The organism is Ruegeria sp. CDSA236 (assembly GCF_059611285.1).
The window spans coordinates 61,451-75,885 of the sequence record NZ_JBXWPG010000012.1; the positions used below are offsets into that span (position 1 = coordinate 61,451).

The 14,435-nt window shown below is 57.6% G+C and carries 16 protein-coding genes; 10 read left to right on the forward strand and 6 right to left on the reverse strand.

Annotation, left to right across the window (positions count from 1 at the left end; translation table 11 throughout):
* Window positions 1-15 precede the first annotated feature (15 nt).
* From AC2FLB_RS17095 to AC2FLB_RS17115, 5 genes are read left to right on the forward strand one after another with little or no spacing between them, the layout of a single operon-like run.
* Entirely contained in the window at window positions 16-1,947 is a 1,932-nt protein-coding gene (locus AC2FLB_RS17095; RefSeq protein ID WP_496709726.1) for an AAA family ATPase, read from the forward strand.
* Entirely contained in the window at window positions 1,944-2,711 is a 768-nt protein-coding gene (locus AC2FLB_RS17100; RefSeq protein ID WP_496709727.1) for an HNH endonuclease, read from the forward strand. Before AC2FLB_RS17095 ends, AC2FLB_RS17100 begins: the two co-directional genes overlap by 4 nt.
* On the forward strand, window positions 2,708-4,045 hold the full coding sequence (locus AC2FLB_RS17105) for a DUF6638 family protein (RefSeq protein ID WP_496709728.1): 1,338 nt from the start codon (window positions 2,708-2,710) through the stop codon (window positions 4,043-4,045). Before AC2FLB_RS17100 ends, AC2FLB_RS17105 begins: the two co-directional genes overlap by 4 nt.
* A 1-nt stretch (window position 4,046) precedes the next feature.
* On the forward strand, window positions 4,047-4,313 hold the full coding sequence (locus tag AC2FLB_RS17110; protein ID WP_142638342.1) for a hypothetical protein: 267 nt from the start codon (window positions 4,047-4,049) through the stop codon (window positions 4,311-4,313).
* Window positions 4,314-4,323: 10 nt separating this feature from the next.
* Window positions 4,324-4,968: a DUF1523 family protein gene (locus AC2FLB_RS17115; RefSeq protein ID WP_496692702.1), complete on the forward strand. Its 645-nt coding sequence runs from the start codon at window positions 4,324-4,326 to the stop codon at window positions 4,966-4,968.
* 52 nt (window positions 4,969-5,020) lie between these two features.
* Here the strand turns inward: AC2FLB_RS17115 and AC2FLB_RS17120 are convergent, their stop codons facing one another.
* The 6 genes from AC2FLB_RS17120 to AC2FLB_RS17145 all read right to left on the reverse strand — a co-directional run bounded on the left by AC2FLB_RS17120 (window position 5,021) and on the right by AC2FLB_RS17145 (window position 12,263).
* Window positions 5,021-6,115: a flagellar basal body P-ring protein FlgI gene (locus AC2FLB_RS17120; RefSeq protein ID WP_496709729.1), complete on the reverse strand. Its 1,095-nt coding sequence runs from the start codon at window positions 6,113-6,115 to the stop codon at window positions 5,021-5,023.
* Window positions 6,112-7,119 (reverse strand): flagellin, encoded by a 1,008-nt coding sequence (locus AC2FLB_RS17125; protein WP_496709730.1) that lies wholly within the window; start codon window positions 7,117-7,119, stop codon window positions 6,112-6,114. Before AC2FLB_RS17125 ends, AC2FLB_RS17120 begins: the two co-directional genes overlap by 4 nt.
* A 2-nt stretch (window positions 7,120-7,121) precedes the next feature.
* The gene (flgK, locus tag AC2FLB_RS17130) at window positions 7,122-8,573 is read right to left on the reverse strand and encodes a flagellar hook-associated protein FlgK (RefSeq protein ID WP_496709731.1); all 1,452 of its coding nucleotides are present in this window, start codon (window positions 8,571-8,573) and stop codon (window positions 7,122-7,124) included.
* Between the two features lie 33 nt (window positions 8,574-8,606).
* Window positions 8,607-9,902: a flagellar hook protein FlgE gene (locus tag AC2FLB_RS17135; RefSeq protein WP_496692706.1), complete on the reverse strand. Its 1,296-nt coding sequence runs from the start codon at window positions 9,900-9,902 to the stop codon at window positions 8,607-8,609.
* Window positions 9,903-10,000: 98 nt separating this feature from the next.
* A complete protein-coding gene (locus tag AC2FLB_RS17140) occupies window positions 10,001-10,840 on the reverse strand; it encodes a flagellar motor protein MotB (RefSeq protein WP_496697349.1) in 840 nt (279 codons plus the stop codon).
* Between the two features lie 85 nt (window positions 10,841-10,925).
* Window positions 10,926-12,263, reverse strand: coding sequence for a FliI/YscN family ATPase (locus AC2FLB_RS17145; protein WP_496709732.1), 1,338 nt, complete (start codon window positions 12,261-12,263; stop codon window positions 10,926-10,928).
* An 87-nt stretch (window positions 12,264-12,350) separates the two neighbouring features.
* Between AC2FLB_RS17145 and AC2FLB_RS17150 the strand changes: the two genes are divergently transcribed.
* From AC2FLB_RS17150 to AC2FLB_RS17170, 5 genes are read left to right on the forward strand one after another with little or no spacing between them, the layout of a single operon-like run.
* A complete protein-coding gene (locus AC2FLB_RS17150) occupies window positions 12,351-12,737 on the forward strand; it encodes a FlgB family protein (protein ID WP_496709733.1) in 387 nt (128 codons plus the stop codon).
* Between the two features lie 13 nt (window positions 12,738-12,750).
* Window positions 12,751-13,137 carry a flagellar basal body rod protein FlgC gene (flgC, locus tag AC2FLB_RS17155; RefSeq protein ID WP_281973567.1) on the forward strand — a complete coding sequence of 129 codons (387 nt, stop codon included), beginning with the start codon at window positions 12,751-12,753 and terminating at the stop codon, window positions 13,135-13,137.
* An 11-nt stretch (window positions 13,138-13,148) separates the two neighbouring features.
* Complete coding sequence (gene fliE, locus AC2FLB_RS17160) at window positions 13,149-13,439, forward strand: flagellar hook-basal body complex protein FliE (RefSeq protein WP_142638325.1); 291 nt, start codon at window positions 13,149-13,151, stop codon at window positions 13,437-13,439.
* A gap of 3 nt (window positions 13,440-13,442) precedes the next feature.
* Window positions 13,443-13,715, forward strand: coding sequence for a flagellar biosynthetic protein FliQ (locus AC2FLB_RS17165; RefSeq protein WP_142638323.1), 273 nt, complete (start codon window positions 13,443-13,445; stop codon window positions 13,713-13,715).
* The gene (locus AC2FLB_RS17170; protein WP_496709734.1) at window positions 13,715-14,425 is read left to right on the forward strand and encodes a flagellar hook-basal body complex protein; all 711 of its coding nucleotides are present in this window, start codon (window positions 13,715-13,717) and stop codon (window positions 14,423-14,425) included. Before AC2FLB_RS17165 ends, AC2FLB_RS17170 begins: the two co-directional genes overlap by 1 nt.
* Window positions 14,426-14,435 lie beyond the last annotated feature (10 nt).

A 14,435-nucleotide genomic window follows, 5' to 3' on the forward strand; every position in this document is an offset into this window, starting at 1 on the left:
AAAGGCTATTTTGAGATGAGTTTGACGTCAGACCAGATGGAATTGCGCGAAGACGATATCCGCAAGCACTACACTGCGGCCACCGCCTTGCTGAACGGGTTCGAGCACGCGCCGCGGATTGCCAAAGCGGTTGAGGCCGCGGTTGAGAGGTCGCCGGGCGTCTCCACGGGTCGGCGGTTTCGGTCTACCACGCCGGGTCTGGTGACACGGCGCACTGTGCGGGCCGACGGGGTGCATCTGGTGGAACGGATTGAGGCGTCTGATGATGGCGATACGCTGGTTTCTCCGCCGCAGGCCACCACGCAACAGGCTATTCGTCGCGCCGTCGCCATCGCTCTGGCCGTGTCTGAGGCCTATGCCGAACAAACCCCTCTGGCCGATCTAAAACGTGCGAATTTGGCCGGGGATTTGCCCGCCGCGCGCAAGACCGAATTCTCGGAACTGCTGACAGCCGAGGCGCTGATCACCTCGCACAGTTTCGGCAATGCACTGGCCTATTTGATGTCCTCACATCTGGGCGAGACCACAGTTGATGTCGGGGAAATCGAAGAAGTTCTGGCCGACAATGGCCAGCTTGCCCTGCACGGCGCGCTTTGGGAGCTGGACCAAACCCTCGCCAAACACGCGCCCGATGATGCGCATTTGATCGCGGCCACCAGCGCCTATGCCGAGCAACTGATGGACAAGGCTGCCCTACGCGCCCAATCCGCCGGCCATCTGGCCCCATTCCAGAACGCCGCCTGGCATATAGAGGCTGATGATCTGACGATCCGAGGGTTTGAGCCAGCGTCCAAAGCCAAATCCACCACCCTGACCATGACGTTCAAGAAACCGAACGAGGTGGTCGGCAACCATATCGCCAAGTATCAGGCGATGAAGCTGGCCAAGATGGTGATGGCCTATGATTTCGACCGCCGCCTGAACCCGTTCGCCGAGCTTGGCGGGTTCATCTTCACCTTCATGGGCGACGGCAAACCGGGCACCGGCAAGACTACCCTGATCCAGATGATGGCCGGGCTGATCAACGAGTACTGCCAGAACGCGGGCTATCCGTTCCGCTATCAGAACCTGAGCACCGACAATATCGACAGCTATCAGGGCAAATCCGGCCAGAACGCCAAGGCGTTTATCAACACGATCATCGACCCTTCGGTCATCGGTTTCGGCACCATCGACGATATCGACCAGCTGGCAGGCAAGCGCGGCGACCGACAGTCCTCGGCCGGGCAGTTGGAAATCACCGCCGTGCTGATGGAGAGCTTTGCGGGTGCCAACACCGTCGTTCGGGGCAACTGCACCTTTGGCATGTTCTCGAACTACCCCGAGAATGTGGACGACGCCTTGCGTCAACGGGCGGGCGCGCGGTTCCTGGTTGACGGGCCGCAGACGCGCGAGGATTACATCGATATCCTGCACCTGCTGATGGGCCGCAATCACGACATCCCGCTGGGCGAACACGAGGCCTATGCCGCGCAGGAAATCAAAAAGGCCGTCGCCGCCAGTTTCGAAAGCCATTCCCGCCCGCATGAGGATGCTCTGCTGCAGGTCTATGACCGGGTTCAGGGACAGATCGGCCAGATGGATACGATTGCCAAGATGGGGGCGTATCTGAAGGCGATCCAACAGGCGGACGAGCGCTTTACCGGCCGCGCGATCAAGAACATCACCGACGCGGTCAAGGTCCGCGCGATGGACTTTGAGTTGCCCGACGAATGGATGGAAAACCCCGACCTGTTCCTGTTCCGCGACTACGACACCAAGAAGGCGATGATCGAGGATCTGCGCCAGCCGATCACGGTGGAAATGGTGATCCAAGAGATCAACCGCTACGCCGACAGCGAGTTCCGCTATGCCGATAAGAGCGACGAGGTCGCCATCGAGAACGCCGTGCGTGAGATGGGCCGGATGGAAGAGGCCAAGCGGCGGTATCTGGAGGGGAAGGGGTGAGCAGGAGGAAATTCATCGAAGAAAACGCCGCAACTTGCAAAAACTGGAGATGGAGTTGGGCGTTTGTTAACCATGCCGACAGGTTCGTGATTTTCGGAGCGTGGGACATTGCCTCACATGGTTCTGAGAAGGTCATCTTAAATGAAGGCTGGGAGTTTAACCTGTCCAACGGACGCCGACAGCCTGCCTATTCCGAGGCCTTGGAATATATCGCTCTGGTAGAAAGTGAAGGATACGAACTGAAAGTCTTTCCGATGGGCCACGCTTTGGTTGATCCGGACAAGCCAGAAGGAACAGCACGGATCGAGTCTTTTGAGCCGACCCTAATAGACTCGCAACTCGTCAAACACGGACAGACTTGGATCGCGCTGCGAAAAGATGGCTTTTTTGATTTGCCGGAAGAAATCGAAGGCGAAACTTTATCGAATAGTTTCTTGGAAGGCGGCAGGCGAACGGTTTCGGTCAGTCAAATAGAACGTTCGTCGAAAGCGCGAGCGCAGTGTATTCAGATTCATGGAGTTAAATGCAGGATTTGCGGCTTCGATTTTTCAAGTGTTTACGGTGAAATCGGAACCGGTTTTATACACGTGCACCACCTTAAGCCTTTGTCTTCAAATGAAAACATATCTGAAGTCGACCCAGCATCTGATTTGCTTCCGGTTTGCCCGAACTGCCATGCGATGCTCCACCGGCGCAAAGAGCCCTATTCTCCTGAAGAGTTGTTAAACTTGATGAGAAATGCATCGTTGCGAGCGAAGAGATGATCCGCCTCATCGAAAAAGGCCTGATGTTTGGCAACCTCGTCCACATCTCCAGCCCGGCTTTGGTCGAGCGGTATAACCGCGCGCTGCAGCATCTGGCGGGCAAGGCCACGGCGCTGACGGATTTCCATGTGGATATCTCGGGCTATTCGCCTGAGGTGGGGATTGAGCTGGAGGATGAGCTCTACCTCAACCCCAACGGGGTCAACCGGCAGTTTATCCTGCTGACGACCGAACAGAAACGCGCGCCTCTGCTGAACGTCAAATTCTCGACCTCGCGCGATATCCTGCGGGAATTCATCGAGATGAACGAGGCGCAACTGTTCGCGCTGACCGCTACTGATGCGGTGGCTGGAGAACTGGTGAACTCGGTCATCAAGCTCAGCACCCCGCGCGATCTTTTCAACATCCAGAAGATCGAGATTGAGGCCGATACTGCTGGCGGCACCCTGCGCAAGGCTCAGCAACTGGCAGGCATGGTTGAGCAGTTCAAAACCGAAGAGGACGCCTGGTTCGACGATGTGTTGATCGCAAAGATGATCGAAACGGCCAAGGAAACCGGCGATGTCACCCGCAACCCGGTCCACCTGCGCCACACTGCCTTTGAACAGCGTAATTTCTGGACCGCGCATTTCGGCGGGCTGTATCTGTTTCCAGACATGGATCACCCGGCGGCGATCTGCATGGGCGAAAAGCCCGACGATCTGAACATCAAATACACGTTTGACCCGTCGCAGCGGAACCAGATCGCCAAGTTCCTGGACTATAACGATCTGGTCGAACCCATCGTCAAAGCGCGCGGCGTGGATGCCGCGGCGATCTTGCAGCAGAAGATGGACTTCCTGACCGTCGACGCGGCCGCTGATGCCGGGGTCGATCTGACTGGCCTGAACCGCAGTGATATGCGTCGGCTGGCGCGCACCCACGCGGATCGGTTGCCAGAGGCCTATCATGGGCTGGCGCAGCTATTGCGTTGGGCGACGGATGGCGGGCGGTGGCCCCGGATCACCTCGGATCATTCGGCGTATTTCTATACGCTGCGGGCCGCCGATACGCCGAACCGTGATCTGGTGAACATGCTGCTGGCCGAATTGGCCCCACTGGACCCGCGCCAGATGTTCATCTGCCACAAAGAGCTGTTCTATAGCACCTACAAATCCTGGCCCGAAGCCAAGAAGGCCTATGTTGCTGATTTCCTCGCGCGTGAGTATCAGGTGGACAAGGCGGGTGCCCGCGCTGCCCTGTTCGGACATGAGCCGGATATGAGCGGTCGAGACAGGATCAGCGAAACTGTTATCGCCCGCGTTGGGCCCTGGGGCGCATTAGGAAAGGATTGAAATGTTCGGAGCGATGCGCCTTTTTCTGATCCTGCTAGTCATCCAGACCGTGGCCTATTTTGCCCTGTCGCTGTATTCACGCAGTGTGCGTCGCCGCAGGCTAGAGCATTGGTGGGACGAAAAGGGCAAAACCGGAGACAAGGCAGCCTTTGTCGCACGGGGGCTGCACGTCTATGACAATTCGTTCCGGCGCAAATTGATCCTGGGTGTCTATGTTGTGCCTTGGGTAGCGATCGGGTCGCTGATCTACATTGTGAACTACATGTGAGAGGTAAAGCATGGCCTATTTGAAATGGGCATTCATTCTGATTTTCTGGGGAACGGTCGCCGTAATCCTTCAGTATTCTCTGCCGCAACGGGATGTGGTTCGGATCGTCAACACCTATGAAGAACGGCAGGACCTGAACGACTGGACCCGGATCTTCTGGTCCGAGCCCGATGATCAGTCGGCCAGTCTGTCGAACCGGGATGTACAGTTCATTCAGGCCGTACGTGCCAATGGCAAACCGATTGTGTATCGCAACGAAGATACCAGCTGGGGTTGGCCGCCCTATTTCAAATTCGACACTGCCAATTTGTATACCGAAGCCAATGACGCGATCTCGGACAAAAACGACCCGGACTGGGTTGCCGTGACGCATTATGGCTGGCGGAATGAGTTCATGTCGATCTTTCCCAACGCTGTCTTTATCAAACATGTCGATGGTCCGGATGCGCGTCTGATCCCTTGGTTCAACATCGTCTTCCTGACGGTCTTCTTTGCGATTGTCTGGGCAATCTGGGTGCGTTGGCGCAGGTTCCGCCAGGCGCGGATCGATCCGATGATCGAGAGTGTCGAGGATGGGTTTTATGCAACCGGCGACGCCATCGGCGAGCATCGCAACCGATTCCGCAAATGGTTGGACAGTTGGAAATCAAAGTGACGTGAATTCCCGGCGGGTCTTGGGGCTGTGCGCCTACCGCCGGGAAAGCCCTTCATCGAACGATGAACTCGGCGTGTAATGCTCCGGCCGCTTTGATCGTTTTCAGGATGTCGATCATGTCGCGGGGTGAAACACCCAAAGCGTTTAGCCCTGCGACGACTTCGGACAAGGTCGTGGCCTCGGGAATTTCCGCCAAACCGGTACCTTCCTCTTCTTCGATACCGGCTACGGTACGCGGAACCACGACGGTTTCGCCTCGTGCGAACGGGTTTGGCTGAACCGCGATAGGGGCCTCTTCGACCGTCAGTGTCAGGTTGCCCTGCGAGACTGCCACGCGTGAGATCCGCACTTCCTGACCCATGACAATCGTGCCCGAACGCTGATCGACTACTACTCGCGCCTTTGTTTCTGGCTCTACCAGGATGTTCTCAATGCGCCCAAGCGCATGCGCGGTCGAGATCGCCTGTGTCGCTGCAATATTCAGTTCGACCGTCCCGGAATCGCGCATGATCGCTACGGCCCGGTTGAATTCGGTATTGATTGCCTGCTCGATCCGACCGGCGGTTGTGAAATCCGGTTCACGCAGGGCCAGGCGCATTTGGGTCAGATCGGAAAGCTCAAAGTCGATTTCACGTTCGACCCGTGCCCCGGAGGGGATCACGCCGGATGTCGGAACCCCTTGGGTGACCGAAGCCGCATCGCCTTCGACAACGGCGCCACCTGCAAGAACTGACCCCTGTGCCACCGCATAGATCTGACCATCTGCCGCATTCAGCGGTGTCATAATAAGCGTCCCGCCCAGCAAGCTTTTGGAATCGCCGATGGCCGAAACGGTGACGTCGATCTGTCCACCAACCCGCGAAAAGGGGGGCAGGCTGGCTGTCACAAGCACGGCGGCCACGTTTTTGGGGCGAAAATCCTCACCATTCACGTTCACACCAAGCCGTTCCAGAATATTGGACATGATCTCTTCGGTGAACGGAGAATTCCTGAGCCCGTCGCCGGTACCATTCAATCCGACCACAAGGCCATAGCCAACAAGGTCATTGCTGCGCACCCCGTCGAAATCGACAAGGTCCTTCAGCCGGATAGCCCCGGCAAAAGACAGGCTTGGAAGCAGGATCAAGAGAATGGCAAGTAATCTCATCTCAGGAAATTAACCAACGATAGGTTCGCGTTGCGAACGGTGACAGAATACAGGCTTTCCAATTGAAATTGGACAGTCTGCAGTTGCACTGCGGTTTGATACGGGTCCGCGGCGATCAGAGAGTTTCGGCTGTATTCGAGGCTGGTACGCGCCGCCGCGTTGCGCGTGGCGGCTTGTTCAATCCGGGCCTCCGCCGAACCAACATCCGCCCGCAGGTTCACTGTGCCGTCCTGCGTATTGGCAAGCTCGACACCCAACTGGGTAAACAAGGACGTCCGCAGATCATTGGGAAGTCCCAGATTATCGTCCGAAACCAGAGCGGCGACGGCGATGTCCCGCAACGCGGCTTTGAGCGTCGGATCGGTCGCAGTGATCGGAATAGAGACACTTTCATTCTCCGAAATGCTCATCGGTGCCAGCGCCGTATCTGAGCCCTGATAGATAACCGCATCGAAACCCGCAGGATCATTGAACCAGTCTTCCGCCGCTTGTGTGATATCTGTGAGTGTTGTCAGCCCCGTCAACTCCGCCTCTAACGCGGTCAACAAGATATCCGCAGATACCAGAGGCGACACATCAGTATCCACGCCGGAAAACAGGCTTCGGCCACCCGCACGGGTGTTCAATGCCGACATGACCGTATCCAGCTCATTTCTGGCCTGGACAGAGGCATGCTCATGCGTGACCGCCTGATTGGAGGTCCCATATGCCAGTAAGGATGACGTCAGGCGCCCCACCGCGTCGTTGACCGTTGTAAGGCTTAGCTGCATGCCGTCAGTGAACAGGCCAGCTTCGGCTGTGGCCACCTGAAAGGCATCCAGGCGCGACAGGTTGCGATCCATATCCAGAAGATAGGAATAATCCCCGTCCAGATGGCCGGAGACATCCTGCACTTTGCCTGAAGACATCTCATAAGACAGGGTTTCGATCTGATTTTTGATATCAGTCGCCCGCGATTTCAGGGTCAATCCGCGCGCTAGGTCGCCCATAGAGGTTACATTCATCATCACAGCCTCAACAACGTGTCCATAAGTTCATCGACGACCGAAACCAGTCTGGCATTTGCCGCATAGGCTTGTTCGATTTGCATTAGCCGCTGCAATTCCTGATCAGTATCGACGCCCTGTTCGGCCTCAATGGCCGTCATTTCCAGATTGGCGCTGTTTGCAAACACCCGCCGCCCGTCGGCCACATGGGCGCCCGAGCCAACCCGTGACAGCAACGCCTCAGAGATGTCGGCGGCGCGCATGTTTCCGGCCCCGAAAACCGAGCCTGCAACAGGGCGCTCGTCGTTCAGAATTGAGCTGAAGGCGCGCAGTTGGCTGGCATCTCCGGCGCTGCCGGGTGTGGCCGCACCCAGCCCGGCCCGTAGTTTCCAGCTCTCTCCTCCGGCGTCCGGGTCAACGATTGCATTCAGACTGATGCGAGAGGCCAATCCCGTCACCGATGCCGGATCAAACCGGTTGCCATCATCGGTGAACACGCCCGGATCCGTGGCCAGCGCGGTCGGATCCAGCCCCGGCGTTTCGAATCTTTCGATAAGATCGCGCGCAACAGCATCCAGATCGACTTGAGCCTCAACCGCGATTTCATCCCGAATCTGGAATTGGGCCATCAAGGCACCACCGCGAATTTGGGCAAAATCGCCACTGGTGCGGACAGGGTTTCCGTTCAGCTCAAGCCCGGACAACAACCCGTTTGCTAGGGTCATATGGGGCTTGGTGTCGCCGGTTGTCGAAAAGGAGAACTCGGCCGCAGTGTTTTCCAGCAATATCAAGCCGCCATCAGAATAAAGCGAGACTTGATCATTGTCCCTTTGAATCACATTTACAGGAACCAGTTCGTTGACCTGATCAATCAGGACCTGTCGTTGATCCAGTAGCCCACCAATATCGGCGCCGGAATACTTAATGGCCGGGATCTTGGCATTCAGCTCTTCGATGTCCTTCAGAGTCTGATTCAGGGTATCGACCTGTTTGCCAATGGTCCGGTCAGCTTCGGACCGCATCTGCCGTAACCCTTCCGATGCTGCGTTCAGGCCGCGCGCCAGATCCTGAGCCGTGCGCGCAACCTGGTCCAGTCTTTCACTGGAATCCGGCAGGCTTGCCGCTGTTAAAAGGCTGTTGTCAAAATCAGCCAGTCGAACCACAAGCGAAGCGGGATCATCGGCGGACCCTACCAAAGATTCCAACCTTGTGTGAAAGTCTGAAATGGTGGTGTGGAAGGCCAGATCGGCATCCGTGGCCCGGCGGTTGGACGTGAGGACGGGATTCTGATGACGAATGACACCTACGGTACGCACGCCGTGGCCGGAAATCGTGTTGGTTGCCAGTTCCAAAGACCTGCGCGCGTAGCCGGGCGTCAATGCGTTTGCAATATTTTCGGACACAACCGCCGCACCGCGACTGGCGGCGGTCAGGCCGCCCAACGCGTTGTTCAATGCTGTGGACATATTCATTCTGCAGGTCCCTTTCCTGAATCAAAACCCTGATCAGCGTTTGATATTGGTTGTTTCCTGAAGCATCTCATCCACCGTTTGGATAACCTTTGCGCTGGAAGAGTAAGCCCGCTGTGTCTGGATCATCGAGGTCAGCTCGGTCGCCACATCGGTAGTGGATTCTTCGCGCGCAAAAGAAACCAGGTCGCCGGTTGGCCCGTCCCCCGCATTCCACAGAAAGAACGTCCCGCTTTCCCGGGATGGTGCATAGGTCTGACTGTCCAGCGCGGTCAGTCCATTTGGGTTCGGAACATCCGCCAATGGGATCTGGTACATGCGTCGGCTGACGCCGGTATCGTAGAACGCATAAACATACCCGTTTTCGTCAACCTGAACGCTGGTCATGGTGCCGACCGCCGAACCGTCGCGCGTGATCGAAACTGGTGCAAATGTATCGGACAGCTGCGTGATTCCGTCGGCATCCCCGATTTCCCCTATATTGATCTCCATCGGGCCGCCGGCCACGTTCACCACAACGCTGCCGGTTGCTGGGTCATATGCACCGCCGGTGACCGCAGTTACGCTGGCCAGCGTGCCACCCGCAGTTCGGCTATCGGTGAAGGTCAGGGTGTATTCACCGATAATGGCGCCGCCCGAGGCTGAATCGCGCATGATCATCGTCCATTCGTTACTGCTGCCGGTGGCCGGCACTGTAGGGATGAGTTCGATATCAACGCTTTCGGATTTTCCCAGATTGTCGAAATATTCAACGGACAAGGGTTGCATGTCGCCAGGGGAACCCGCATCCGTAGCGGTCGCGGGCAGGTTCATGCGCAGATTCATCTGCGTCGTGGGCGCGCCCGACAGTTGATTAACACTGAGCTGAATGGGTTCAAGCGCAGCTGGAGTGTCACGCGGAACCGCAGGGATGGTTCCATCCGCATTCGCACGCCAACCCAGCAGAACAAGCCCTGATTCGGTGACCAGATATCCTTCTTCATTGGTGCGGAACGACCCTGTCGTGGTCAGCAACATCTCATTCGAACCGGCCGCGATCTGAGAACTTGGTCGTACAGGCATCATGCCGCGCCCACGCACCGCAAGGTCGGTGGAGTTGTTGGTTGTCACCAGCGAACCGCGCTGGTCGATCAGGCGTTGGCTGGTGGTGCGAACGCCCCCAGCGGAATAGCTGCCGCCCTGGCCGGAGGTGACCATAGAATGGAAATCAGTTTCCACCCGTTTATACCCGAAGGTTGATGAATTCGCGATATTGTCCGAGATCGTCGCCAGCCGGTTTGCGTTGGCCTTCAATGCGGCCACGCCAGCGTTCAGCGAAGAGGAAATTGTCATTGGCACGCCCTTCTGTTGCGTCAAATCTTGATGCAACAGCTAACGCGCTGGGCCTTAACAGCGCGCTAACAGGTAAAATGCCGTCTATCCTTTTATTCTCAGGTGCCGCGCAGAAAGATGATCTCGATCCTGTTGTTGCGTGCGGCCATCGGGTTTTCATCCGACAATTTTCGATCAGCATGGCCGGTTACGCGGTCCAACCTGAGCGGCGCAACACCCTTGTCCTGCAGCATTTGGCGAACTTGCTGAGCGCGCGAGGTAGACAAATCCCAGGCCGGGTTTTTGGCCAGAACCACCGGCGAGGAACCGACATGCCCTCCGACCGCCATGTCATTTGTCACCAGATCAGAGGATCGGGCCACCAACAATGTCAGAGCACGCAGCATATTGGTTGGTTGGTTCGTCCCCGATTCGAACAGCGGTTGATCCTTGGTGGCGAAGAGTTCGACCACCAGACCCTCATCCGTCACGCGGGTGACGATATGTTTGAGGACCTTGTCGGACACCATGCTTTCGCCGGTTCGCCCCATAAGCTCTGATTCCAGTGAGGAAAAGTCTTCGACCGTTTCTTTTCCGCCACCGTCCGAGCTGACGCCAACCGATCCACGCGCTTGTCGCGCGGGCGTCGGGCTGCGTTTGCTGGCGCCGGTCCCGTCCATGACCAGAGTTTCCTCAGAGAACATGTTATTGCCGCCAAAGGCCCCATCGCCGCCACCCGAAACCGGGTTTATGGGAATGGTCGGCGAGAAATAATCCGCAAGCCCTTTGCGTTGTTGTTCCGTTGTTGCATTCAGCAGCCACATCAACATGAAGAACGCCATCATGGCCGTGACAAAGTCGGCATATGCGACTTTCCACGCGCCACCATGGTGACCATCGCCACCTGACACACGTTTCTTCTTGATGATGATTGGCGCCACATTGGATTGCGCACCCATCTCCACCACCTTTTTATCACCCAGTTACAGGGGTAGCCGGGCAGGTCTTAAGGTGGGCTTAACACTTAAAACTGTCTTGAATTCCTCACTGCGGTAATGCTGCCCCGGCACGGCGCAGAATCAGTTGCAGGTGGTTGAAACTGTTGCTGATTCCTTCCGACTCGGCCTTGCCGAAAAAGGCATCAAGCTCGTCATGAACCCGGACTGCCTGATCCAATAACGGGTCTGCCCCTTCGGCATAAAGCCCGGCTTTGATCATAACCTCGGATTGCTCGTAACTGCCAACCAGCTTGCGGGTTTCCGAGATCATCCGGTTTTCCGCCTCGGAGGCAGCCCCCGGCAGGCTGCGTGAAACCGACCGGCTAAGGTCAATGGCGGGGAAACGGCCGCGCTCGGCGATTTCGCGGCTCAGGACGATATGCCCGTCCAGAACGCCACGCAGAATGTCCGCTATCGGTTCATCCATGTCCGAGCCCGCAACCAGAACGCTGAAAACTGCTGTGATATCACCCTGATCAGCCGTGCCCGGCCCGGTTCGTTCGCAAAGACCAGCGATCAAGGGCGTGACCGAAGGTGGGAACCCGCGCAAAGTGGGAGCCTCACCCATCGCAACGGCGATTTCGCGGTGCGCTTCGGCAAAGCGGGTGACCGAATCGGCCAGAAACAGGACGTTCAGCCCCTGATCCCGCAGGAATTCCGCGACTGAAAGTGCCGACCATGCACAGCGCCTTCGGGCCAGCGCCGACTGATCCGAAGTTGCCGCCACAACCACGGATCGTGCCAACCCCTTGGCTCCAAGCGCATGTTCAACGAACTCATTGACCTCACGACCCCGTTCGCCGACCAGAGCGACCACAACCGCGTCTGCCTGCATCGACCGCGCCAGCGTGGCCAACAGGGTCGACTTGCCGACCCCTGACCCGGCGAACAGGCCGATACGCTGCCCCTGCACCACAGGTAACATGGTGTTCATAATGCTCAGCCCGGTTTCCATCCGTGCCCCCAGCGGTTTGCGGACAACGGCAGGTGGTGGATTTTGCAGGATATCTCTTTCCTGAGTGCCCGACAGCAACGGCTTGCCGTCCAGCGGTTTGCCGAAGGGATCAATGACCCGACCCAGCCAGTGCAGTCCGGGGGAAAATGCCGGTGTCTGATTTAGAATCACCCGATCACCCAAGCAAACCCCATCGGGTGCAGCGGTGGGTAACATGTGGATCAGATCCGATTCGACATGCAGAACTTCACCCGCCAGATCAGGGCCGCTGCGCCGCCGCAGGGTCAGGTTGTCGCCGATGCGGGCAACGTACTCCAACCCCTCTATTTCTATGACGCCGCGCCCAACACTGGCCACGCGGCCCATATGACGCATGGCGGACAGACGGTCGAATTCGCATTTCAGAAGCATCGGGTCGAGATCGGTCATCGTGGGTTCTCCAACGGGTTTCTGAAAACGGTTTCTAAAGGAATCGGGGTTAAGCCTTGATTGAAATTGATCGAGGGAGAAGCCCCGATGTTCTCTGACCTGAACGTCTTTAAGACAGCGTACGCAATGGCAGCCCATGCCGGGCAACGGCAGTCTGTCATTGCGCGAAACATGGCAAATGCGGATACGCCGGGTTATCAGCCCCGCGATATCGAGACCTTTCAGATAGCTTTCGAAAATACCGGGCGTGAGGTTGCGATGACCGCCACGCGGGCCGGGCATCTGAACGGCGCCGCCGCTGCCCGGCCCTGGGCCGAGTTCGATGCCGCACCCTCGGGCGATCCCAACGGAAATGGCGTTTCCCTTGAGGAAGAGATGCTCAAATCGGTTGAGGTCAAGCGTCAGCATGATCGCGCGCTGGCGATCTATAAATCCTCGATTGGCATCCTGCGTACCAGCCTTGGTCGCGGGTGAGGAGGGCTGAGAGATGAGCGATTTTTCCCATTCCCTTTCCGCCTCGGCCAGCGCCCTGCGCGCGCAGGCGGCCCGTTTGCGGCACGTCTCCGAAAACATCTCGAATGCGGATACGCCGGGATATCGGCGCAAAACCGTGCCGTTTGAAGCGGTCAGCAAAGATGGTGCGCAAATGGTCGAGACCGGGCGCGTTAAGCTTGATCGTCGCGACCTGTCGCGCATCTATGACCCCGGCCATGCGTTGGCCGATGAGACCGGCCATTATCGCGGGTCCAATGTCGATTTGATGATCGAAATCGCTGACGCGCGTGAAGCGCAGCGCAGCTACGAAGCCAATCTCAAGATGTTCGACCAGACACGACAAATGTCGTCGAGCCTTATGGAACTTCTCAGAAAATAAAGGACACCAGAATGGATATCCGATCCCTGACCGCCGCGCAGAGCTATGCCGTAGCGCGGCCCGCTACGCAGCCCGACCCCGACCTTGCCGGAATGGCACAGGGGTTGCGCTCAACCTTTCAGGACTTTGCCGCAACATTGAAACAGTCCGAGCAGATGTCCGGCGCAGCGATGACCGGCCAAGCCGATCCGCACGCGCTGGTTCAGGCGTTGGCGCAGACCGAACTGGCCGTCGAAACCGCCGTCATCGTGCGCAACAAAGTGGTCGAGGCCTATCAGGAAATCCTGCGGATGCCGGTCTGATCGATGCTCAGCGAAGGTCTCTATTATGACATCGTCCGCCAGGCATTGTGGGTTGCGGTGATCACATCCGTCCCGATCCTGGCGGTGGCACTGGTCTCGGGTCTGGTTGTGGGTCTGTTCCAGGCGCTGACCTCGGTGCAGGAAATGACGCTGACCTTCGTGCCAAAGCTTATCGCCATCGTGATCGTTTTCTGGATTTCGATGGGGTTCATGACCCAGACGCTGGTGACGTTCTTCACCTCAACCCTCATCCCACTGATCGCCGGAGGCCGCTGATGGATACCTCATATACCACCTTATCCCGCCAATCGGGGCTGATGAATGAAATGCGGCTGGTGGCGAATAATATCGCCAACGCCAATACCACGGGGTACCGCCAGCAGGGCTTGGTGTTTTCCGAGTTCGTGAAAGCCTCGCCGGGCAATCCGTCCTTGTCCATGGCGCGGGCAGAGGCACGCAATACCTCGTTGCAACAAGGCGTTCTGACCGAAACCGGCGGGCAATTTGATTTCGCCATCGAAGGCAACGGGTTCTTCTTGATCGAAACCCCCAGCGGCAACCGGCTGACACGGGCGGGTGCGTTTTCACCCAGTGCCGAGGGTGATCTGGTTACCATGGATGGGTACCGGGTTCTGGACAGCAATGGCGCTCCTGTTTTCATTCCGCCGGATGCCGCTTCGATTGATGTCGGCAGCGACGGTACGCTCAGTATAGAAGGGCAAGTTCTGGGACAGATCGGCGTCTACCGCGTTGCTGATCCCACTAGCCTGGTGCGCGAGGGCAGCACGCAATTTCGGTCAGATGCAGCGATTGAACCCGTGGAGGAGCCGGTCATTGTGCACCGATTCCTCGAAGGATCGAACGTGAACGCGATCGAACAGGTCACCCGGATGATCGAAATCCAGCGCGCTTATGAGTTGGGGCAGAGCTTTCTTGAAACCGAAGACGAACGTGTGCGTGGGGCGCTTAAGGCGCTGATGCGCTGATTTGATAACG

What these genes read in the sequence shown, in the direction of transcription:
- AC2FLB_RS17095 (WP_496709726.1), top strand. Translation starts at nt 16, where the DNA reads ATGAGTTTGACGTCAGACCAGATGGAATTGCGCGAAGACGATATCCGC.
- AC2FLB_RS17105 (WP_496709728.1), top strand. Translation starts at nt 2,708, where the DNA reads ATGATCCGCCTCATCGAAAAAGGCCTGATGTTTGGCAACCTCGTCCAC.
- AC2FLB_RS17110 (WP_142638342.1), top strand. Translation starts at nt 4,047, where the DNA reads ATGTTCGGAGCGATGCGCCTTTTTCTGATCCTGCTAGTCATCCAGACC.
- AC2FLB_RS17115 (WP_496692702.1), top strand. Translation starts at nt 4,324, where the DNA reads ATGGCCTATTTGAAATGGGCATTCATTCTGATTTTCTGGGGAACGGTC.
- AC2FLB_RS17120 (WP_496709729.1), bottom strand. Translation starts at nt 6,115, where the DNA reads ATGAGATTACTTGCCATTCTCTTGATCCTGCTTCCAAGCCTGTCTTTT.
- AC2FLB_RS17125 (WP_496709730.1), bottom strand. Translation starts at nt 7,119, where the DNA reads ATGAATGTAACCTCTATGGGCGACCTAGCGCGCGGATTGACCCTGAAA.
- flgK (WP_496709731.1), bottom strand. Translation starts at nt 8,573, where the DNA reads ATGAATATGTCCACAGCATTGAACAACGCGTTGGGCGGCCTGACCGCC.
- AC2FLB_RS17135 (WP_496692706.1), bottom strand. Translation starts at nt 9,902, where the DNA reads ATGACAATTTCCTCTTCGCTGAACGCTGGCGTGGCCGCATTGAAGGCC.
- AC2FLB_RS17140 (WP_496697349.1), bottom strand. Translation starts at nt 10,840, where the DNA reads ATGGGTGCGCAATCCAATGTGGCGCCAATCATCATCAAGAAGAAACGT.
- AC2FLB_RS17145 (WP_496709732.1), bottom strand. Translation starts at nt 12,263, where the DNA reads ATGACCGATCTCGACCCGATGCTTCTGAAATGCGAATTCGACCGTCTG.
- AC2FLB_RS17150 (WP_496709733.1), top strand. Translation starts at nt 12,351, where the DNA reads ATGTTCTCTGACCTGAACGTCTTTAAGACAGCGTACGCAATGGCAGCC.
- flgC (WP_281973567.1), top strand. Translation starts at nt 12,751, where the DNA reads ATGAGCGATTTTTCCCATTCCCTTTCCGCCTCGGCCAGCGCCCTGCGC.
- fliE (WP_142638325.1), top strand. Translation starts at nt 13,149, where the DNA reads ATGGATATCCGATCCCTGACCGCCGCGCAGAGCTATGCCGTAGCGCGG.
- AC2FLB_RS17165 (WP_142638323.1), top strand. Translation starts at nt 13,443, where the DNA reads ATGCTCAGCGAAGGTCTCTATTATGACATCGTCCGCCAGGCATTGTGG.
- AC2FLB_RS17170 (WP_496709734.1), top strand. Translation starts at nt 13,715, where the DNA reads ATGGATACCTCATATACCACCTTATCCCGCCAATCGGGGCTGATGAAT.